Origin of the sequence: Brevundimonas sp. (assembly GCF_018608325.1) — a bacterium.
Lineage (GTDB): Bacteria > Pseudomonadota > Alphaproteobacteria > Caulobacterales > Caulobacteraceae > Brevundimonas.
In genome coordinates this window covers 1-19,214 of the sequence record NZ_JABAZW010000014.1, presented here as the reverse complement: position 1 = coordinate 19,214, position 19,214 = coordinate 1, and the positions used below count along the sequence as shown (strand labels likewise).

The window sequence follows — 19,214 nt, the reverse complement described above, 5'->3', positions numbered from 1 at the left end:
CAATGAGGTTGACGGTGAGGCCGTGGACGCCATGGCCGATGCGGTGGCCCAGGCCTATCCGCGCCTGTCGCACCGCTATTACGCCCTGAAGGCCAAGGCGATGGGGAAGACCCGTCTGGATCACTGGGACCGTAACGCCCCGATCGAAACCACCGCCCCGCGCGCCTTCACCTGGACGCAAGGCCGCGAGATCGTGCTGGACAGCTTCTCCGATCTGGGCGGCGACTTCGCCCAGCGCGCGTCAGGCTTCTTCGATAAGCCGTGGATCGATGGCCGGGCGCGGGCAGGCAAACAATCCGGCGCCTATGCCCATCCGGTGACGGCGGACCGGCATCCCTATGTCTTCCTGAACTGGATGGGCGAGCGGCGCGATGTCCTGACCCTGGCGCACGAACTGGGCCACGGCGTGCACCAGACGCTGGCGGCGGATCAGGGCACTTTGCTGGCTGACACGCCTCTGACCCTGGCCGAGACGGCGTCGATCTTCGCCGAGGGGCTGACGTTTGACCGCCTCTTGGCCACGGCGCCCAAGTCGGAACAACGCGGCCTGCTGGCCGGTCGGATCGAGGACGGGCTGAACACCGTCGTGCGCCAGATCGCCTTCCACCGTTTCGAGACCCGCTTCCACGACGAACGCCTGAAGGGGGAGGTGCCGCAGCAGCGGATCAACGAAATCTGGCTGGAGGAGATGGGCGCCTCGCTGGGGCCGTCTGTCGCGCTGAATCCCGGTTATGAGCACTGGTGGAGCTATGTCAGCCACTTCGTGCATTCGCCCTTCTATGTTTACGCCTACGCCTTCGGCGACCTGCTGGTCGCGGCCCTGATGGAGGCGCGCCGGGCCGATCCGGCGGGCTTTACGCCCCTGTATCGCGAACTGCTCGCGGGCGGCGGGGCGCGGACCTATGTCGAGGCGCTGAAGCCGTTTGGCCTGAACCCGCGCGACCCGGCCTTCTGGAGCGTAGGCTGCAAGCGGCTGGAGCGGCTGATCGACCAGTTCGAGCAACTGGCCTAGGTTCGCCCCGAGCCGTCATTCCGGGGCGTCCGAAGGACGAACCCGGAACCCAGGAGGTTCGCACCCGACGTCGAATACGTCCGGCAGCGTGACCTTAGCCCTGGGTTCCGGGTTCTTCGCTCCGCTCAGCCCCGGAATGACGATCCGAGATAAGCGGTCCAATGAATGGCGTACAGACGTAACTCTGCAGCAAGCATGGGCTTGAGCGAACCGTGTGCCTCGGTATAAGTCGGCGAAAGACCGACTAGGGAAGATCCATGGCCGACTCGCACACCCCCGCCGCTGAAGCCCACGCCGACGCGCACGACTATCAACGGGGATCGATGCAGATCACGGAACAGGCGTCGACGTTCGACCTGTTCATCTTCCTGGCCAAGTGGGGCTCGCTGTCGATTGCGGTGCTGATCCTGGCGCTGACCCTGTGGTTCCATCCGGGCGGCAGCTTCGGCGCGGCCTTCATCGGCGCAGCGGTTCTGGCGGTCGCCGGCTTCTTCGCCCTGAAGTCCAAGCCCGCCGCTGCTCACTGATTGCCCTGATCCTGTGAAAGCAGGGTCGGGAATCTGCTGATCTCCCAAAGCTTTGGCATAACCGTGCTTTGACGGCGCGGGCTCTGACGGCCTAACCTTCGTTCAAGGAAAAGAACGAGGGGATTCGCTTGGCTGTCGCTATCGCCGTTACCAGGGAACGCCGTGAAGGCGAGACGCGCTGCGCCGTCACGCCTGAAACCGTCAAAAAGCTGATCGCCCTTGGCGCGACCGTGGCGGTCGAGGCCGGGACGGGGCTAGGCTCCTCGATTCCTGACGCCGAATACACCGCCGCTGGCGCGGTGGTGAAGCCGGACACACGCGCGGTGCTGGACGGCGCCGACATCGTGCTGAAGGTGCGTGGTCCGACGGCGCAGGAAACCAGCGCCCTGAAACCCGGCGCCATCGTCCTGGCCATGCTGGACGCCTATCGCGAAAAGGACACGGTCGAGGCGCTGCGCGGCGCCAACGCCACGGCCTTTGCGATGGAGTTCGTACCTCGCATCACCCGCGCCCAGGTCATGGACGTGCTGTCGTCACAGGCGAACCTGGCCGGTTACCGCGCGGTGATCGAGGCGGCCTATGCCTATGGCAAGGGCTTCCCCATGATGATGACGGCGGCCGGCACGGTCGCCGCCGCCAAGACCTTCATCATGGGCGTCGGCGTCGCGGGGCTTCAGGCCATCGCCACCGCGCGGCGTCTGGGCGCTGTGGTCACCGCCACCGATGTGCGCCCCGCCACCAAGGAACAGGTTGAATCGCTGGGCGCCAAATTCCTGGCCGTCGAGAACGAAGAGTTCAAGAACGCCCAGACGGCAGGCGGCTACGCCAAGGAGATGTCGGCGGAATACCGCGCGCTTCAGGCTGAACTGACCGCCAGCCACATCGTCAAACAGGACATCGTCATCACCACGGCCCTGATCCCCGGTCGGGCCGCGCCCATCCTGCTGACCGCCGCGCACGTCGCCTCGATGAAGCCCGGCTCGGTCATCGTCGATCTGGCGGTCGAGGCGGGCGGCAATGTCGAAGGTTCGAAACTGAACGAGGTGGTCGTCACCCCGAACGGCGTCAGCATCGTCGGCTGGGCCAATCTGCCGGGCCGCATCGCCGCCGACGCCAGCGCCCTCTACGCCCGCAACCTGTTCGCCTTCATCGGCCTGCTGATCAAGGACGGTGTGCTGAGCGTCGATCTGGAGGATGAAATCCTCAAGGCCGCCGTCGTCACCGATGGTGGCGCGGTCGTTCATGAAGGGGTGAGAGGATGATGTTTCTAGGTAAGCGTCGTTGGGGCATCAGAATTCTTGAAGAATCCGAGCTTAGCGTGAAGAGTCGAGAAGGTGATGCCGTTCTGCGTGTTCTCCTTCATCAATCCAAAAGTCCAAGCAACCCGGGTAAGGGTGACAAAGGAAAAGTCGTGACCGGAGCAATCGGTATGGTTTCGAATTTTCAAGCGTTGGATGATCTTCGAGAACTTGGCTTGTCAGTCGATGAAGCGATGACATCGCTCGCTAAGTTGGGCAACGGCGTCGATAAGGTCCTCGACGCTCATATCGCGCAGAGGCGAGCGGCATAGCAATGGAACACGTCGATCCCACCGTCTTTCGTCTGGCCATCTTCGTGCTGGCCATCTTCGTCGGCTATTACGTCGTCTGGTCGGTGACGCCTGCGCTGCACACGCCGCTGATGGCGGTGACCAATGCGATTTCCAGCGTCATCATTGTCGGCGGTCTGATCGCTGCCGCCGCCGTCTCTGGCGATGTGTCGGGTCCCAGCGCCTGGATCGCCAAGGGGGCGGGCGTGGTCGCCGTGACCCTGGCCAGCGTCAACATCTTCGGCGGCTTCATGGTCACGCGCCGCATGTTGGCCATGTACAAGAAGAAGGAGCGGCCAGCTCCCAAGGTCACGACGTGACGGACGCCGCCCAGATCGCCATCGTCGGCTCATGGGTCGGCACCGGCATCGGTTTCGGCCTGTGGCTGTATGGCTGGTTCGGGACGCAGATCCCGCTGAAACGCCAGCGGCTGCATGACTGCGGCATTGCACTGGTCTTTTCGGCCATTCTGGTTCGCGTGGTGACGCAGGACAGGCCGCTGGGAGTTTTCGAATGGGCCCTGTTCTTCATCGGCCCGTTGTTCATCGCCGCCGCCCTGTGGCGGCTGGCGCGCACGTCTTAGGGGGAGGGGCGTGATGAACGCATCTTTGGCCGCACTGGCCTATCTGGTTTCCGGGGTTCTGTTCATTCTGTCGCTGCGGGGGCTGTCCAGCCCCGAGACCAGCCGTCAGGGCAATACATTCGGCATGATCGGCATGGCTCTGGCCATCGGCGTGACCCTGCTGACGCTGGGCACGACCGGGGCGCTGGATCCCGTGACGCTTGGCCTGATCGCGGGCGGCGTCATCGTCGGCGGCGGGGCAGGGGCGCTGATCGCCAAGCGGGTCGCCATGACCGACATGCCGCAACTGGTCGCCGCCTTCCACAGTCTGGTTGGCATGGCCGCCTGTCTGGTCGCCATCGGCGCCATCTACGCGCCCGAGGCGTTTGGAATTCTGTCGGCGGACGGGGCGGGCATCAAGACCCTGTCGATCATTGAACTGAGCCTGGGCGTGGCCATCGGCGCCATCACCTTCACCGGCTCGGTGATCGCCTTCGCCAAGCTGAACGGCAACATGAGCGGTGCGCCGATCCTGCTGCCCGCCCGTCACCTGATCAACATCGGTCTGGCGCTGGGTCTGGTCTTCCTGATCGGCATTCTGATCGGCACCAATGGCGCGGCGACCTGGGCCTTCTGGGGTGTGTTCCTGATCGCCCTGATCCTGGGCGCAACCCTTATCATCCCCATCGGCGGCGCTGACATGCCGGTCGTGGTGTCGATGCTGAACTCCTACTCCGGCTGGGCGGCGGCGGCTCTGGGCTTCACGCTGGAGAACATCGCCCTGATCATCACCGGCGCTCTGGTCGGATCGTCGGGGGCCATCCTCAGCTACATCATGTGTAAGGGCATGAACCGCAGCTTTATCTCGGTGATCCTGGGCGGGTTCGGCGGCGGCGATGCGGCGGCTGGCCCCGGCGGCGCAAAGGAGACGCGTCCGGTCAAGCAGGGCTCGGCCGAGGACGCCGCCTTCATCATGAAGAACGCCTCTAAGGTCATCATCGTGCCGGGCTACGGCATGGCGGTGGCTCAGGCTCAGCACGCGCTGCGTGAAATGGCCGACAAGCTGAAGGAAGAGGGCGTCGAGGTGAAATACGCCATCCACCCCGGCGCAGGCCGGATGCCGGGCCACATGAACGTCCTGCTGGCCGAGGCCAACGTCCCCTATGACGAAGTGTTCGAGTTGGAGGACATCAACGCCGAGTTCGCCACCGCCGACGTCGCCTTCGTCATCGGCGCCAATGACGTGACCAATCCGGCGGCCAAGACGGACCCGACCAGCGCGATCTACGGAATGCCGATCCTTGACGTGGAGAAGGCCGGAACCGTGCTGTTCATCAAGCGCGGCATGGGTTCGGGCTATGCGGGGGTCGAGAACGAACTGTTCTTCCGCGACAACACCATGATGCTGTTCGCCGACGCCAAGAAGATGGTCGAAGGGATCGTGAAGTCGCTGTGATGCGGGGCTGGACAGGCGCCGTCGCCGTCGGCGGCGTTCTGGCCCTGTCGGCCTGTTCGGCCATGTTGAGCCTGAGCATCTCGGGCGGGCTGGACCGGCCCGAGGTGACGTTCGACGAAGGGCGTCGCGCCTGTGTCAGCGATCTGTCCGTCTATGAGAAGACGGGCGATGCCTATGCGCCGCTGTGGTCCATCGAGGCGGCGGGGCGTCACTGTGTGATGCTGCGTCGGGTCGTCTATGGCCAGACACCCGCCGGGTTTGCCGTCAAGACGCCCGCCGCGCCTCTGCAGGCGCAAGGTGTTTATCAGGCCGTAGGCAGAGGTGTGACGACCCATCCGCTGATGAAGGCGCCGTGGCTGGGCAGCGTGGTTTTCCATTTTCACGACGACCAATGGCGGATCGTCCAGCAGGGCGCCGAGCCGTTCTAGGGCTGTGATGGGGTGGGCTGTCGGGTGACGCAACCTTTGCCGTGACCGGGTGTTACGCCGGGATGCGAATACGGTCGAATCGCCTTCCTCATCAGACGTGTGGCGTTCCGAACTGGAGCGGGTGCGATGACTGATGCTGATGAAGCCGTCGACTATACATTGGAGCATCGTCCGCTTGCCCTGATCACCGGGGCTTCGTCGGGGATTGGCGAAGCCTTTGCCCGCGCGCTGGCCGAGCGGGGCTATGATCTGGTGATCGTGGCGCGCCGCGCGCATCGGCTCAGGATTCTGGCCAACGACGTGACGCGCGATTATGCGGTCAATGTCGAGGTCCTGCCGATGGACCTGTCGGAGCTGGGCGCCTGTGATCGGGTGCTGGCTGCGGTCGCGGGGATGGGCCGGTCTGTCGACCTGCTGGTCAATAACGCCGGCTATTCCATCCCTCAGAGTTTCGCCGATGTGCCGTGGAAGGATCAGCAGGACTTCCTGATGACCCTGATCGTCAATGCCTGCGGTCTGGCCCACGGCGTCATTCCCGGCATGATCGCGCGCGGGGAGGGGCGGATCATCGCCACGGCGTCGCTGGCCGGGTTCGCACCCGGCGTCGCGGGCCACAGTCTGTACCCCGGCGCCAAGAGCCTGATGATGAGCTTCACTCAGGCCATCGACGCTGAGTATCGAGACAAGGGGCTGCGGGCCACGGCGGTCAGCCCGGGCTTTGTCGCTACCGAGTTCGCCGCCGCCAACGGCACGGACAAGGTGATGGCCGATGCGCCGCGTCGACTGTTCCTGACGCCGGATCGGGTGGTGCGCGCCGCCTTGAAGGCGAACGACCGGGGACAGGTCATCGTCGTGCCCGGCTGGTACAACGCCCTGGCCGCCGGACTGATGCGGGCGCTGCCGCAAGGGCTGGTGCGTTGGGCGCTGATGAAGGGCTCGGCGAAATATCATCTGACGGCGGACTGAGGCCATGACCACGCGGTACGACATCGTCATCATCGGTTCGGGCGCGGGCGGGGCGACGCTGGCGCAGAGGCTGGCCCCGACCGGCAAGTCTATTCTGATCCTGGAGCGTGGCGAACACCTGCCGCGTGAGGCCGAGAACTGGAGCCCCAAGTCGGTCTTCATCGAGCGCCGCTATCGCACCAAGGATCATTGGTACGACAAGCACGGCCACCCGTTCATCCCCAACACCCACTATTGGGTCGGCGGCAATACGACCTTCTATGGCGCGGCCCTGATGCGGATGCGGGCGCGCGACTTCACCGAGGTTCAGCATGCGGGCGGGGTGTCGCCTGCATGGCCGATAAGTCTGGCTGATCTGGCCCCATACTACGCCGAGGCCGAGGCGCTGTGGCAGGTTCACGGCCATCGTGGGGATGACCCGACCGAGAATGGCGACGAACCGCCCTATGTCTATCCGGCGGTCGAGCATGATCCGGGTGTGGCGGCGCTGAAGGGGCATTGGGAACTGCAGGGCTGGCGTCCGTTTTCCCTGCCGCTGGGGGTCAAGCTGGATCAGGCGCATCCGGTCACCTCGACTTGCATCAAGTGCAAGACGTGCGGCGGATACCCCTGCCTGCTGCGGGCCAAGTCTGACGCGCGGACCCTGGCCATCGAGCCGCTTCTGGCCATACCCAATGTGACCATCCTGCCGGGGCGCAGGGTCGTGCGGCTGGAGACGGATGCGTCGGGCCGGACGGTCACCGACATCGTTTGTGAGACGGCGCAGGGCGAAGAGCGCTGGAGCGGTGACATCGTCGCACTGGCCGCTGGGGCTGCGCCGACGGCGGTGGTGCTGCTGGCCTCGGCCAATGCGGCGCACCCGAACGGTCTGGCCAATGGGTCGGATCAGGTGGGGCGTAACTATATGTTCCATAACTCGACCGCCATGGTGTCCCTGACGGCGGCGCATCAGAGCGTGACCTTCCCCAAGACACTGGCGGTCAACGACTTCTATTTCGGCGACCCGGCCGAGGGTTACGACTTTCCGATGGGGCATATCCAGTTGCTGGAATACATGTCGGGCCAGACGCTGGAAGGGCAGGTCGAGGACTGGCTGCCGCCTGCGCTGGTGCCGGACGAACTGGCGGGCGCGGCGGCCGAACGGATGCTGTCGATGCTGGTGATCTCGGAAGACCTGCCCATGCCGGACAACCGTGTGATGGTCGCCGCCGACGGACGGATCACGCTGGACTACACCTTCGGCAATCTGGAAGGGCACGAACGGCTGGTGAAAAAGCTGAAGGCGTCGCTGGATGGCTTCGTCGACCACGCCCACCCGATCTCACAGCATCATTTCCAGTTCGATTCCCTGCTGCCTCTGTACGGCACGGCCCATCAGTGCGGCACGACGCGGTTCGGTACGGACCCGGCGACATCGGTGCTGGATGTGAACTGCAAGGCCCATGAGCTGGACAACCTCTATGTCGTGGACACCAGTTTCTTCTGCTCGGCCAACGCCATCAACCCGACCCTGACGGTGGTCGCCAACGCCATGCGGGTGGGGGACCATCTGATCGAGCGAATGGGGGCGAAAGCCGTTTGAAGCAGGCCCTCTATCGCGGGGCTTTCAGACCCGTTATCACGCGTCTGTGAACACAGCAGCGCCGCGCCGATTTGAAGCCTTGGACTCCCTGCGGGGTGTCTGCGCCATATTGGTGGTGATGTTCCACATGCCGGTGGCAAGCCACTGGCGCGATTGGGGTTTCATCCAGCACTCCTATCTGTTCGTCGACTATTTCTTCGTCCTGTCAGGTTTCGTCATCGCCCATGCCTATGCCGGGCGGCTGAAGTCGGTGCGCGACGGCGGGCGGTTCATGGTACGCCGTCTGGGCCGGGTCTGGCCGCTGCACGTGCTGATGCTGGGCGCCTTTATCGCGCTGGAACTGGCGCGTCTGTTCTTCCATGTGGATTCGGCCTCGGCCTTTACGCGCGACCGATCGGTGGATGCGATCTTCACCAACCTGCTGCTGATCCAGGCTTGGCATGTGCATCCGTATCTGACGTGGAACGGACCCGCCTGGACGCTTAGCGCCGAGGTCGCCTGTTATCTGATCTTCGCCGGTCTGGTGCTGGCCGCGCCAAAGCGGTTCCGCTGGATCGGTCTGGTGCTGGCGATCATCGGCGGGCTGTTGGTGCTGACCTGCGCCAAGCGCTTCATGAACACGACCTATGACTTCGCCGTGCCAAGGGCGGTCTATGGTTTCTTCCTGGGCTGTCTGTTGCAGGGGCTGTGGACCAGTATTCCGCGCTTGAAGGGCATGGCCGCGACCGGGCTAGAGATCGCCGCCGTCATCGGGGCCTGTGTCTTCATCGGCTATGCTGAGGGGCCGGTCACTGTGGCTGTGACCCTGGTGTTCGTCGGTCTGGTCTGGGTCTTTGCAGGCGAGGACGGCGCCCTGTCACGCGTGCTGGATCATCCGGCGCTGGTGACGCTGGGGCGGTGGTCGTTCGCCATCTACATGGTCCATATGTTCATCCTGACCGTCATGATGATCGTGGCCAGAAAGCTGCACTGGGTGCCAGAGCGTCGCATTGATTTCGGCTCGGTCTGGCTGAACGACCTGTTCGCGATCGGCATGTTCGGCTTCATCGTCGTGGTCGCGGTGTTCGCGCACCGACTGGTCGAGCAACCGGCCCAGCGCATGATCGACCGCTGGACCAAGCCGAAGACAGCCTGAGTTCAGGCCGCCATCCGCCATTCCGTTTCGACCGGCTGGGCGCGCCCTTCGTCCCACAGGGCGTCCTCATCCGAGTAGCGGCTGCTGGCCGCGGCGGAGATGACGTCCACCACCTGTTCCTCCAGACGGTCCCAGATGATCGCCAGATCGGATGAGCCATCGGCCTCGCACGGCACAATCATGTAGCGGCTGGCGTTGATGGACTGGAGCGGTTGGAACTGAGCCATTGGGTGATCTCCTGAAGCGGTTGGCCTCTTGTCGATGATGAGGTTATGAGACAGTGTTGCGTCAGAAGCGGACGTATTGAGTGAGGCGACGTGAGACACGACAAGGCCGTCATGGTGATCGACCTGGCCCGGCGCATGGCTGCCAGCGCCGAGGGACTAACGCTGGACGAAATGGCGCGGGACATGAGCGTCGGCCGCCGCACCGCCGAACGGATGCGCGACGCCGTCCTGATGCTGTTCCCACAGGTGGAAGAGGTGTCCGATCCGCCGTCAAAACGCTGGCGCATTCGCGGGGGGTTGTCCGCCTTTGAACAGGCGCCGACCGCGACAGAGATGCTGGAGCTGACCAAGGCGGCGTCGGCCCTGCGTGCCGCGGGTGAACCGGCGCGGGCGGCGGCGCTGGAGGGGCTGGAGCGCAAGCTGAAGGCGGCGATGCGCTCGACGACCCTTAACCGGATGGCGCCGGATCTGGAGGCTCTGGTCCGTGCTGAGACCATCGCGGTTCAGGCCGGGCCGCGTCCCTCGGCGAATGAGGCCATGCTGACGGCCATTCGTGGCGCGGTTCTGGCGCAGCAGCCGCTGGGCTTTACTTACTCCCGACCGGGCGCAGAGCCGCGCAGGCGGTCCGTCGCCCCCTGCGGCGTCATGTTTGGGCGCGCCAACTATCTGGTCGCCGCCGACCGCGAGACGGGCCGCATCCAGACCTTCCGCCTGGACCGGATGAGCAGTGTCGCGCCGCAGGAGGGTGTGGCCACACCACCCGCTGATTTCGACCTGAACGTCTTCGCCAGCCAGTCTTTCGGCATCTATCAGGACGAGATCGAGGATGTGGCCATCCGCATCGCCCCCGAAGGCGCTGATGAGGCGCGCGGCTGGCGCTGGCACCCGACCCAGACATTTGAGGATCAGGCCGATGGCGCGGTCATCGTGAGGTTCCGCGCGTCGGGGATGCGCGAACTGGCCTGGCATCTGTTCACCTGGGGCCAGCAGGCGGTGATCCTGTCGCCGGATCGGCTGAAAGCCGTGATGGCCGAGGAACTGGCGGCAGCCGGGCGCGCTCTGCAACAGGCCTGAGCGTGACAGAAAGGTAAGCTGACACCGGGACTTGGCTGCCTATCTTGCGGCCAGTTGCACAGTTTGGAGACGACCCTTGCGTCTGAAGTTGATCGCCGCCTCGACCCTCTTGTCATCCGCCGCTCTGCTGGCGGCCTGTGCGACGACTTCGTCCGTTCCGGGCGTGACCTCGCTGGTTCAGGGGCAGGCGCAGGTGCGGTCAACGCCTTCCGTGACGGTGACGCGCAACGGCGACACCCTGACGGCGGACTATGTCTTCACCCGTGACGCCCCGGTCTGGGCCTTTATGGAATCGGCCCTGATGACCGGCTCGCGCCAGCCGTGGCGACCGACGCAGTGGACGGTCGAGACGCCCGGCGTCGTCATGGAGCGGCACGGCGCCTATGACATCATCCGCAGCCGTGACGGCGGGCCGGTGCCGCGTCATGTCCGCTTCACCATCCGGCCCAAGTCCGTTGATCTGGAGGCGGCCTATCGCACCATCACCTTCTCGGACGGCGCGGTGGCCCTGCCGACGCGTCAGTTTGACGTCTTCGCCGTGCGTTCCGTGGCGGAGGCGGCGGCTACGCCCGCTGACCTGAATGGCGTGAACGTGGATGGCGGTCCTTCGCCCGTCACCTGGCGCGACGCCTCCGGCCCGGTTCTGTACAAGGGCGAGCGTCGCGCGAACCTGACCACGACGACCGACCAGAGCTATGTGCTGATGGGGCAGGCGGCAGTGACGCGGGGCGAGGGCCTGACCACGGTCATGGATCCCAGCCTGCCCGCGTGGATCGGCGAGGAGATCCGCAGCTTCGCGCCGCGTGTAGGCGACTATTACAAGCGTCGCCTTGGCCCGTCAGGCGATGGGGACGAAATCCCGGTGGTCATGGTCGGCTGGAACGGTCCGACCGAACGCATGACCAGCATGGCGGGCAGCGCGCTTTCGTCCCTGATCGTCATGCGGTTCGAGGGCGTCGGCGTGGTCCAGCCCAGCAAGCAGGTTCTGGAACGGTCGCGGTGGTTCATCGGTCATGAGAGTGCGCATTTCTGGCTGGGGCAGACCGTGCGTTACGAAACAGCGCGCGACATGTGGATCACCGAGGGCGGCGCCGATCTGATGGCCGTGCGGGCTCTGCAGGTGTTCGACGCCGGCTTTGATGTCCGGGCTGAACTGCAGAACGAGGTCAAGGACTGTGCGGACCTGACCGTGAACAGGGGCGTGGCGGATGCCGGTCAACGGGGCGAGCACCGCGCCTATTACGCCTGTGGCGCGGTGTTCGCGATGGCGGCTGAAGGGGCGCAGAAGAAGCGCACCGGCGGCGACTGGTTCGATTTCCTGCGCGGACTGATTGAGGCCAATCGCGCGGATGAAGTGCTGACGCGCGAGGAATGGCTGTCGGCCCTGACGCGGGTGTCGGGCGATCCGACCCTGCGTCTGGATATCGAGCAACTGCTGGATCAGGGCGCAGCCAACCCTTCAGCCGTCATCGCCCGTCTGTTCGAACGCACCGGCGTCGCCTTCCGCATGGAAGACGGCAAGGTGGTGCTGATTTAGGCCGCGCCGAAGGGGTAGGGGCTGACGGACTTGGACCAGTCGTCGACAGCCAGCGGGCGGTCGATAGGGGCTGCGGCGCGTTCGGCGCAGGGGTGGCGGTGGCACAGGCGGCAGGACGGGCCGATGGGCGTCACCTCGGGTCGCTCCAGATCAAGGCCGTGGGCATAGGCCAACCGGTGTGCGTGGCGAAGTTCGCACCCAAGGCCGACGGCCAGGTCATGAGTTTCGCCAAACCCATCCTGCCCCTGCCGTTCGACCGTGCGGGCAAAGGTGAACCAGCGTCCGCCGTCCGGCGTCTCGATGATCTGGGTGATGATGCGGCCCGGCGTGCGGAAGGCTGCGTGCAGCCGCCAGCGCGGGCAGGCGCCGCCGAAGCGCGAAAACGGAAAGGCTCCCGCCGCATAGCGTTTGGAGATGTTGCCCGCCTGATCCACCCGCATCAGGAAGAAAGGCACGCCGCGCGCGGTGGGGCGCGACAGGGTGGTTAGGCGATGCGCGGCCTGTTCATAGCTGACGCCGAACCGGGCCTGCAGGCGGTTCAGGTCGTACCCGGTGTCTTCCGCCGTCTTCTGGAAGGCGGCGTAGGGCATCAGCATGGCTGCGGCCAGTGTGTTGGTCAGGGCGACCTTCAGCAACGACCGCGTCGCCGCATCCGGTGCGCCGGACGTCTCCGCCATGGCGTGCAGGGCAGGGCCGTGTTCGACCAGAGCCAGCTGATAGGCGATGGCGAAGGCGCGCGAAGACGGCCCCAGCGTCTCTGACAGCAGCAGGCGGCGGCGGTGCAGATCGTATCGCCGTGTCCATTCCACCATGACATCGGCGGGCAGGGTGCGGACACCCAGCGCGTGTTTAGCCGCCAGTCGTTGACGGGCCGCCGGTTCGAAGCCGTCGCCGTGGGCGGGGGCATCTGCCGTCAGCGCCTCGGCCAGAGCCTCGCCCATCTGGTCCAGTTCGGCGAAGTGGTTGCCGCGTGACTGGATGTATTCGCGCACCCATTCGGCAGGGCTGGTCTCGATCAGGCCCTCGCCGTTTTCGGCCGCCGCCCGCGCCTTGGCTCGTCCGTCATCAAAGGCCTGATAGAGGCGCAGCATGGCGTCCGCGACGCCCGGCGCCTCTTCCAGCAACTGCACCAGCTCGTGGCGTGGCGCGGACAGGCCTTTGAACAGCGGGTCGGCCAGGATTTCGGCCAGCCGCGCTTCATCCGCCGTACTGCCCTGGTTCAGGGTGCGCAGATCGACGTCATAGGTGTCGGCCAAACGCAGCAGAAGCTGGGCTGAAACCGGGCGTTGGTTTCGTTCTATGTGGTTGAGATAGCTGGGAGAAACCCCAAGGTCCGTCGCCATCGCCGTCTGGGTCAGCGACAGGTCGCGCCGCAGCCGTTTCAGCCGGGCGCCGAGGAACAGTTTACGGTCGGCGGCTGTCTCCATGACGGCATGGTGTCACAATATGACTGATGATGCAAAGTCATGATATGACAAAGTGACTTCTATATCATCGCTCATGCTGTGTCATTCGTGACTTCGGCGTGTTCTTGTCTCCGAGACGGCGGCTGAGGCCGCGCCCTTTCGCAGAGACGAGTTCGACCATGACCACCTTCGCCGACCTAGTTCCTTCGCCCGCTGGCCGTTTTGACGGCATCGAGCGCCCCTATACGCCGGAAGACGTCCTGCGCCTGCGCGGTTCGGTGCCGATCACCCACACCCTGGCTGAGCGTGGCGCCAATCGCTTGTGGGAGCTGCTGCACACCGAGCCCTTCATCAATGCTCTGGGCGCCGTCACCGGCAATCAGGCGATGCAGATGGTTCGTGCGGGTCTGAAGGCCATCTATCTGTCGGGCTGGCAGGTCGCCGCTGACGCCAATACGGCCAGCGCCATGTACCCGGACCAGTCGCTGTACCCGGCCAACGCCGCGCCAGAACTGTGCCGCCGCATCAACCGCACCCTGCAGCGCGCCGACCAGATCGAGCACGCCGAGGGCGGCGCCAAGCGTGACTGGTTCGCCCCCATCGTCGCCGACGCCGAAGCCGGTTTCGGCGGTCCGCTGAACAGCTTCGAGATCATGAAGGCCTTCATCGAGGCGGGCGCGGCTGGCGTCCACTTCGAGGACCAGCTGGCTTCGGAGAAGAAGTGCGGACACCTGGGCGGCAAGGTCCTGATCCCGACGCAGGCGCATGAGCGCAATCTGGTCGCCGCGCGTCTGGCGGCCGATGTCATGGGCACGCCGACCATCACGGTCGCCCGAACCGACGCCGAATCGGCCCAACTGATCACCTCGGACATCGATGAGCGGGATCAGCCCTTCATCGACCGCGAGAACCGCACGCCCGAAGGCTTCTTCCGCCTGAAGGAAGGCACCGGCCTGGACCACTGTATCGCGCGGGGCCTGTCCTACGCCAACATCGCCGACCTGCTGTGGTGGGAAACCAGCCACCCGGACCTCGACGACGCCAAGAAGTTCGCCGAGGCGATCCAGAAGAAGCATCCGGGCAAGCTGATGGCCTACAACTGCTCGCCCTCCTTCAACTGGAAGGCCAAGCTGGACGACGCCACCATCGCCAAGTTCCAGCGTGAGCTGGGCGCCATGGGCTACAAGTTCCAGTTCGTGACCCTGGCGGGCTTCCATGCGCTGAACAACTCGATGTTCGAGCTGGCCGACGGTTATCGCGACCGCGGCATGGCGGCCTACTCCGAGTTGCAACAGCGCGAGTTCGCCAACGAATCCATTGGCTACACCGCCACGCGTCACCAGCGCGAAGTCGGCACCGGCTATTTCGACCAGGTCGCCACGGTCATCTCCAACGGCACGTCCTCGACGACGGCGCTGAAGGACTCGACCGAGACCGCCCAGTTCACCACCGCGGCTTAATCAGGAAAGGAACCGCAATGGAACCGCTGACCCGTACTGAATCGATCATCGACTTCTGCCTGGCCCCCTTGGTGCTGGAAGGTGGTTCTGAGGCGGAACGTGAAGTGCGCCGTCGTCTGACGCACGTGCTTCGCACCTATCAGGCCAAGACCGCCACGCCGGTCGCCGTGGACTTCTCGTCCATGCCGTCGCAGGTGATCAACGAAGCCGCTCACGGCTACGAATAGTTCGATCGCTCAATAGAAAAGGCCCGCTCCGATCACTCGGGGCGGGCCTTGTCACGTCTGACGTCCGTAATGAACGTCGGGTTTAGTTTCCGGGCGCGGGCGTCCGGGCCGCCGTCGGGTCGCCGACGGTGATGATCGGCGCATAGACGGCCTGGGTGGCGCAGCTGGACAGGTCGCGGGCGACGTGGCGGCCCAGGCAGAACATGTCCTCGTAGCTGGGGCGCGAGGCGGCCAGGCACTGGAACAGCATCAGCTTGGACATGTTCAGGCAGAACTCGCTGTTCGGCTCGACCGTCAAGGCATCGGTGTTGGCCTTGGCTTCGTCGCCAGCAGCGCCCAGTGCGGCCAGGGCGGCGATGGCCAGCGAACGGGTCAGGGCGGGGGTGTAGGGCGGCGCCTTGCGCGAAGGCTCGACCGTCAGTCCCGTGCCGGTGTTGGCGGCGGTGAACAAGCTGGCGGCCTCGTTGGCGGAAGGCAGCATGTCCACGGCGGACAGGGTCTTGGCGCCTTCCAGCCGGACTTCACGGTTGGCGATGGGCGTTACAGCCCAGCGACGGCGCGGGTCGCGGCGTTCCTGGATCGTATAGGCGTCCTGTTCGATGCCGTCGGCGATGGTGCGCATGGCCACAGCGTCGTTGTTGATGGCGGCGGTGATCAGGCCCGCAGCCGCATCGGCGCCAGGCAGGCTGGCGGCATAGGCGGGGTCGGCGACGATCTGGGCGATCACCTGCTGACGCTGGACGGGATCGACGGCGAACTGACGCACGCCCGCAACGAACTCGGGCGACTGCAGGGCGATGATCGATCCATAGGCGATCAGGCCGCGCGACAGTTCTTCCGGCTCATACGACGCGCCTTTACGAATCTCGGCCTGAATGGATTCGGCGCTGGAGAAGCCGCCGGGTTGGATCGTCTGGGCCTGACGCAGGAACGCGACATAGATGGACGCCGCATCCGCCACGCTCTGGTTCAGCGTGACCGGGGGCGGAGGCGGGGGCGGGGGGGCGACCCCTTTATTTTTGGAGCTGTCGGTAGAGCAGCTGGCCAATAGGGCGGCGGCGGCGATAGCGGCGACCGTGAGGCCGCGGGTCATGAAGGCCTTGGGCATGGAGGCGCGTCCCAGAACTCGAGGCGCCGGGGGCAGCGCCGATACGGAAAGGCGCATATAACGGACGAAAAGTGGTTATCCGAAGGTTAATCGAACAGCTTGGAAACGGATTCTTCGTTCGCGATCCGTCGGATAGCCTCGCCAATCAGCGGAGCCACTGAAACCGTGCGGATTTTCGAGCAGTTCAAAACTTCGTGGGGTTGCTCGATAGAGTCGGTGATCACCAACTCCTTCAGCGGGCCATCGGTGATGCGCTGCACCGCCGGACCCGACAGAACGCCGTGGCTGATGTAGGCGGACACTTCGGTCGCACCCTGTTCGATCAAGGCCTTGGCTGCATTCACCAGGGTGCCGCCCGAATCGACAATGTCGTCAAACAGGATGCAGCGGCGGCCCGAAACATCGCCGATGATGTTCATGACTTCGCTTTCGCCCGCCTTGGGGCGGCGCTTGTCGACGATGGCCAGATCAACATCCAGACGGCTGGCCAGCGAGCGGGCGCGGACCACGCCGCCGACGTCCGGCGAGACGATCATCAGGTCGTCGCCGCGCGAATAGTTTTCCTTGATGTCCTGCGCCAACACCGGCGTGGCCACCAGATTGTCGGTCGGGATGTCGAAGAAGCCCTGAATCTGACCGGCGTGCAGGTCCATGGTCAGAACCCGGTCGGCGCCGGCGCGGGTGATCAGGTTGGCGACCAGCTTGGCCGAGATGGGCGTGCGGCCGCCGGTCTTACGGTCCTGGCGAGCATAGCCGAAATAGGGGACGACAGCCGTGATCCGTTTCGCCGACGCACGCACCAGGGCGTCGGTGATGATCAGCAGCTCCATCAGATTGTCGTTGGCCGGATAGGACGTCGACTGAAGGATGAAGACGTCTTCGCCGCGGACGTTCTCTTCGATGACGGTGAAGACCTCGTTGTCGGCGAACCGCTTCACCTGGGCCTTGGTCAGCGGCATATCCAGGTGGTCGGCGATGGCCTGGGAGAGTGCGCGGTTAGAGTTGCCTGAGAGCAGCTTCATGGGCCGGTCATCCTTTCGCCGTCATCCGACCCCCATGAACGGATGTCGGTTGGCGCGCTCTTTAGCAGCGACTACGGGCGGGGCAAGCTGCGGAACGACATTTCCTCGGCATGGCGCAGCCTGAAAGCGGATGCTAGAGAACGCCGGATCAGTCTTCCAACAGGTGCGCCTGCACCTTGTCCGCACGTCTATGGGGTCGTCTTTGTTCGCATCCAAGTTCCGTTCCGGCATGGTCCTGATGGCCGTCGCCGTCGCCGCGATGACGATTTCCGGTTGCGCGGGCAAGGCCAAGCCGCGCCTGGCCTATGAAGAACGCCCGGTCGAGGCGCTCTACAACACCGGCTATCAGCGCCTGCAGCAGCATCGCTGGAGCGATGCGGTGGACTACTTCCAGGAAGTGGAGCGCCAGCATCCCTATTCGGACTGGGCGCGTCGTTCGATCCTGATGCAGGTCTACGCCTATTATCAGAACAACAACTACGCCGACGCCATCGCTGCGGCTGACCGTTTCATCGCCCTGTTCCCCGGCAACCCGTCGGCTGCCTACGCCTTCTATATGAAGGCCGTCTGCAACTTTGAGCAGATCACGGATGTGGGCCGTGACCAGGGCTATGCCAATGCCGCCCTGACGGGGCTGCGTGACGTGGCCCGCCGCTATCCCGGCACGCCTTTCGCCAGCGACGCTGCGATCAAGATCGACATGGTCAACGACCAGCTGGCCGGTAAGGAAATGAACATCGGCCGCTATTATCAGCGCAACAACCAGCCTCTGGCTGCGCTGAACCGCTACAAGGCCGTCATCACCAACCCGGACTTCCAGCGCACATCGCACACCCCCGAGGCCCTCTATCGTCTGGTCGAGGTCAATCTGATGCTGGGCCTGAAGGAAGAGGCGACCCGTAACGGCGCTGTCCTGGGCTACAACTATCCGGGGAGCCCCTGGTACGCCGAAGCCTATGCCCTGCTGACCGAAAACGGCCAGTCGCCGGACAAGGCGCCGGAAGGCAAGCGTGAGAGCTGGCTGCGCCGTCTCATTCCGGGCTGAGATTTGAACTTCGGCGAGCGTGTTGCGGGGAACACCCTTGTGCATCCCCGCGCATCTCTCGATTCTGCCGGTCGTGATCCTGATTCGTTCCGCCGGCTGCTGACCTCATGCTGACCGCCCTTTCCATACGCGACGTCGTTCTGGTCGACGTGCTCGACCTCGACGTCGACAGCGGCCTCACCGTGCTGACCGGCGAGACGGGGGCGGGCAAGTCGATCATCCTCGATGCGCTGGGCCTGGCGCTGGGCGGACGCGGTGATGCGGGGCTGGTGCGGTCGGGCGCCAAACAGGCGGTCGCCACCGCTGTTTTCAGCGCCCCCAATGATCCCGACCTGCTGGCGCTGATCGCGGACAAGGGATTCGAGGTTCAACCGGGCGAGGAGCTGATTCTGCGCCGCGTCCTGTCGGCCGATGGCCGCAGCCGCGCCTATGTGAATGACCAGCCTGCCGGGGTGACAGCCCTGCGTGAGATCGGCGCGGCGCTGGTCGAGGTGCATGGTCAGCACGAAACGGTGGGCCTGCTGGACTGGCGCAATCACCGGGGCTTGCTGGACGCCTATGGCGGGCTTCAGCCGCAGTTGTCCGCCGTGGCTGCCGCATCGACCAAGTTGAAGGCCGCAGAGGCGCGGTTTGCAGAGTTGAAGGCGCAGGCGGCGGATGCGGCGGCGCGTCTTGAAGAAATCAGCCTGAACCTGTCCGAACTGGATGCGCTGGACCCGCGCGCGGACGAGGAAACCGAACTGGCAGGCGAGCGCGCCCTGCTGGGTGCGGCGGAAAAGGCCATCGCCGATTTGGCGGACGCCCGCACCCAACTGGGCGGCGACAAGCTGAGCCAGAAGCTGGGTTCGGCCC

21 protein-coding genes are annotated in these 19,214 nt (G+C 65.0%); 17 read left to right on the top strand and 4 right to left on the bottom strand.

All coding sequences use genetic code 11. The features are described 5' to 3' along the window. From QZ281_RS02020 to QZ281_RS01970, 11 genes are all read left to right on the top strand, one after another. The coding region (locus tag QZ281_RS02020; RefSeq protein ID WP_292224123.1) for a M3 family metallopeptidase at positions 1-1,012 on the top strand (1,012 nt) is incomplete at its 5' end. Between the two features lie 257 nt (positions 1,013-1,269). Further along, positions 1,270-1,539, top strand: coding sequence for an aa3-type cytochrome c oxidase subunit IV (locus tag QZ281_RS02015; protein WP_292224119.1), 270 nt, complete (start codon positions 1,270-1,272; stop codon positions 1,537-1,539). A 128-nt stretch (positions 1,540-1,667) separates the two neighbouring features. Further along, positions 1,668-2,801 (top strand): Re/Si-specific NAD(P)(+) transhydrogenase subunit alpha, encoded by a 1,134-nt coding sequence (locus QZ281_RS02010; protein WP_292224116.1) that lies wholly within the window; start codon positions 1,668-1,670, stop codon positions 2,799-2,801. Next, positions 2,798-3,109, top strand: coding sequence for a hypothetical protein (locus QZ281_RS02005; RefSeq protein WP_292224096.1), 312 nt, complete (start codon positions 2,798-2,800; stop codon positions 3,107-3,109). Before QZ281_RS02010 ends, QZ281_RS02005 begins: the two co-directional genes overlap by 4 nt. A gap of 2 nt (positions 3,110-3,111) precedes the next feature. Continuing rightward, positions 3,112-3,447 (top strand): NAD(P) transhydrogenase subunit alpha, encoded by a 336-nt coding sequence (locus QZ281_RS02000; RefSeq protein WP_292046768.1) that lies wholly within the window; start codon positions 3,112-3,114, stop codon positions 3,445-3,447. Further along, positions 3,444-3,710 carry a hypothetical protein gene (locus tag QZ281_RS01995; RefSeq protein WP_201099279.1) on the top strand — a complete coding sequence of 89 codons (267 nt, stop codon included), beginning with the start codon at positions 3,444-3,446 and terminating at the stop codon, positions 3,708-3,710. The genes QZ281_RS02000 and QZ281_RS01995 overlap by 4 nt, the downstream gene beginning before the upstream one ends. 13 nt (positions 3,711-3,723) lie before the next feature. Further along, the gene (locus tag QZ281_RS01990; RefSeq protein WP_292224095.1) at positions 3,724-5,145 is read left to right on the top strand and encodes an NAD(P)(+) transhydrogenase (Re/Si-specific) subunit beta; all 1,422 of its coding nucleotides are present in this window, start codon (positions 3,724-3,726) and stop codon (positions 5,143-5,145) included. Next, complete coding sequence (locus tag QZ281_RS01985) at positions 5,145-5,573, top strand: hypothetical protein (RefSeq protein WP_292224091.1); 429 nt, start codon at positions 5,145-5,147, stop codon at positions 5,571-5,573. The genes QZ281_RS01990 and QZ281_RS01985 overlap by 1 nt, the downstream gene beginning before the upstream one ends. Positions 5,574-5,699: 126 nt before the next feature. Beyond that, entirely contained in the window at positions 5,700-6,539 is an 840-nt protein-coding gene (locus QZ281_RS01980) for an SDR family NAD(P)-dependent oxidoreductase (RefSeq protein WP_292224089.1), read from the top strand. 4 nt (positions 6,540-6,543) lie between these two features. Continuing rightward, positions 6,544-8,121: a GMC family oxidoreductase gene (locus tag QZ281_RS01975; protein WP_292224087.1), complete on the top strand. Its 1,578-nt coding sequence runs from the start codon at positions 6,544-6,546 to the stop codon at positions 8,119-8,121. Between the two features lie 46 nt (positions 8,122-8,167). Continuing rightward, entirely contained in the window at positions 8,168-9,256 is a 1,089-nt protein-coding gene (locus QZ281_RS01970) for an acyltransferase (protein WP_292224085.1), read from the top strand. 2 nt (positions 9,257-9,258) lie between these two features. Here QZ281_RS01970 and QZ281_RS01965 read toward each other — a convergent pair whose 3' ends face one another. Continuing rightward, the gene (locus QZ281_RS01965) at positions 9,259-9,483 is read right to left on the bottom strand and encodes a hypothetical protein (protein WP_292224083.1); all 225 of its coding nucleotides are present in this window, start codon (positions 9,481-9,483) and stop codon (positions 9,259-9,261) included. A gap of 90 nt (positions 9,484-9,573) precedes the next feature. Between QZ281_RS01965 and QZ281_RS01960 the strand changes: the two genes are divergently transcribed. Together QZ281_RS01960 and QZ281_RS01955 are read left to right on the top strand one after the other, a co-directional pair. Further along, the gene (locus QZ281_RS01960) at positions 9,574-10,557 is read left to right on the top strand and encodes a WYL domain-containing protein (RefSeq protein WP_292224081.1); all 984 of its coding nucleotides are present in this window, start codon (positions 9,574-9,576) and stop codon (positions 10,555-10,557) included. Between the two features lie 76 nt (positions 10,558-10,633). Then, positions 10,634-12,094, top strand: coding sequence for a hypothetical protein (locus QZ281_RS01955; protein ID WP_292224079.1), 1,461 nt, complete (start codon positions 10,634-10,636; stop codon positions 12,092-12,094). Here the strand turns inward: QZ281_RS01955 and QZ281_RS01950 are convergent. Further along, on the bottom strand, positions 12,091-13,521 hold the full coding sequence (locus QZ281_RS01950; RefSeq protein WP_292224077.1) for a helix-turn-helix transcriptional regulator: 1,431 nt from the start codon (positions 13,519-13,521) through the stop codon (positions 12,091-12,093). The genes QZ281_RS01955 and QZ281_RS01950 overlap by 4 nt on opposite strands. 158 nt (positions 13,522-13,679) lie before the next feature. On the opposite strand from QZ281_RS01950, the gene aceA reads away from it, so the two are divergent. Both aceA and QZ281_RS01940 read left to right on the top strand, forming a co-directional pair. Further along, complete coding sequence (gene aceA / locus QZ281_RS01945) at positions 13,680-14,960, top strand: isocitrate lyase (RefSeq protein ID WP_292224075.1); 1,281 nt, start codon at positions 13,680-13,682, stop codon at positions 14,958-14,960. A 17-nt stretch (positions 14,961-14,977) separates the two neighbouring features. Further along, positions 14,978-15,187 carry a hypothetical protein gene (locus tag QZ281_RS01940; protein WP_201099295.1) on the top strand — a complete coding sequence of 70 codons (210 nt, stop codon included), beginning with the start codon at positions 14,978-14,980 and terminating at the stop codon, positions 15,185-15,187. Between the two features lie 82 nt (positions 15,188-15,269). Here the strand turns inward: QZ281_RS01940 and QZ281_RS01935 are convergent, their stop codons facing one another. Together QZ281_RS01935 and QZ281_RS01930 are read right to left on the bottom strand one after the other, a co-directional pair. Further along, complete coding sequence (locus QZ281_RS01935; RefSeq protein WP_292224071.1) at positions 15,270-16,295, bottom strand: hypothetical protein; 1,026 nt, start codon at positions 16,293-16,295, stop codon at positions 15,270-15,272. Positions 16,296-16,381: 86 nt separating this feature from the next. Beyond that, on the bottom strand, positions 16,382-17,317 hold the full coding sequence (locus QZ281_RS01930) for a ribose-phosphate pyrophosphokinase (RefSeq protein ID WP_292224069.1): 936 nt from the start codon (positions 17,315-17,317) through the stop codon (positions 16,382-16,384). Positions 17,318-17,507: 190 nt separating this feature from the next. Here QZ281_RS01930 and QZ281_RS01925 point away from each other — a divergent pair, with 190 nt between their 5' ends. Both QZ281_RS01925 and QZ281_RS01920 read left to right on the top strand, forming a co-directional pair. Further along, entirely contained in the window at positions 17,508-18,362 is an 855-nt protein-coding gene (locus QZ281_RS01925) for an outer membrane protein assembly factor BamD (protein WP_292224125.1), read from the top strand. Between the two features lie 107 nt (positions 18,363-18,469). Beyond that, positions 18,470-19,214: AAA family ATPase (locus QZ281_RS01920; protein WP_292224067.1), on the top strand; the 745-nt coding region annotated here is incomplete at its 3' end.

Excerpts from the sequence above, each read along its gene's own strand:
- QZ281_RS02015 (WP_292224119.1), top strand. The coding sequence starts at position 1,270 with ATGGCCGACTCGCACACCCCCGCCGCTGAAGCCCACGCCGACGCGCAC.
- QZ281_RS02005 (WP_292224096.1), top strand. The coding sequence starts at position 2,798 with ATGATGTTTCTAGGTAAGCGTCGTTGGGGCATCAGAATTCTTGAAGAA.
- QZ281_RS02000 (WP_292046768.1), top strand. The coding sequence starts at position 3,112 with ATGGAACACGTCGATCCCACCGTCTTTCGTCTGGCCATCTTCGTGCTG.
- QZ281_RS01990 (WP_292224095.1), top strand. The coding sequence starts at position 3,724 with ATGAACGCATCTTTGGCCGCACTGGCCTATCTGGTTTCCGGGGTTCTG.
- QZ281_RS01985 (WP_292224091.1), top strand. The coding sequence starts at position 5,145 with ATGCGGGGCTGGACAGGCGCCGTCGCCGTCGGCGGCGTTCTGGCCCTG.
- QZ281_RS01980 (WP_292224089.1), top strand. The coding sequence starts at position 5,700 with ATGACTGATGCTGATGAAGCCGTCGACTATACATTGGAGCATCGTCCG.
- QZ281_RS01975 (WP_292224087.1), top strand. The coding sequence starts at position 6,544 with ATGACCACGCGGTACGACATCGTCATCATCGGTTCGGGCGCGGGCGGG.
- QZ281_RS01965 (WP_292224083.1), bottom strand. The coding sequence starts at position 9,483 with ATGGCTCAGTTCCAACCGCTCCAGTCCATCAACGCCAGCCGCTACATG.
- QZ281_RS01950 (WP_292224077.1), bottom strand. The coding sequence starts at position 13,521 with ATGGAGACAGCCGCCGACCGTAAACTGTTCCTCGGCGCCCGGCTGAAA.
- aceA (WP_292224075.1), top strand. The coding sequence starts at position 13,680 with ATGACCACCTTCGCCGACCTAGTTCCTTCGCCCGCTGGCCGTTTTGAC.
- QZ281_RS01940 (WP_201099295.1), top strand. The coding sequence starts at position 14,978 with ATGGAACCGCTGACCCGTACTGAATCGATCATCGACTTCTGCCTGGCC.
- QZ281_RS01935 (WP_292224071.1), bottom strand. The coding sequence starts at position 16,295 with ATGCCCAAGGCCTTCATGACCCGCGGCCTCACGGTCGCCGCTATCGCC.
- QZ281_RS01930 (WP_292224069.1), bottom strand. The coding sequence starts at position 17,317 with ATGAAGCTGCTCTCAGGCAACTCTAACCGCGCACTCTCCCAGGCCATC.
- QZ281_RS01925 (WP_292224125.1), top strand. The coding sequence starts at position 17,508 with ATGGGGTCGTCTTTGTTCGCATCCAAGTTCCGTTCCGGCATGGTCCTG.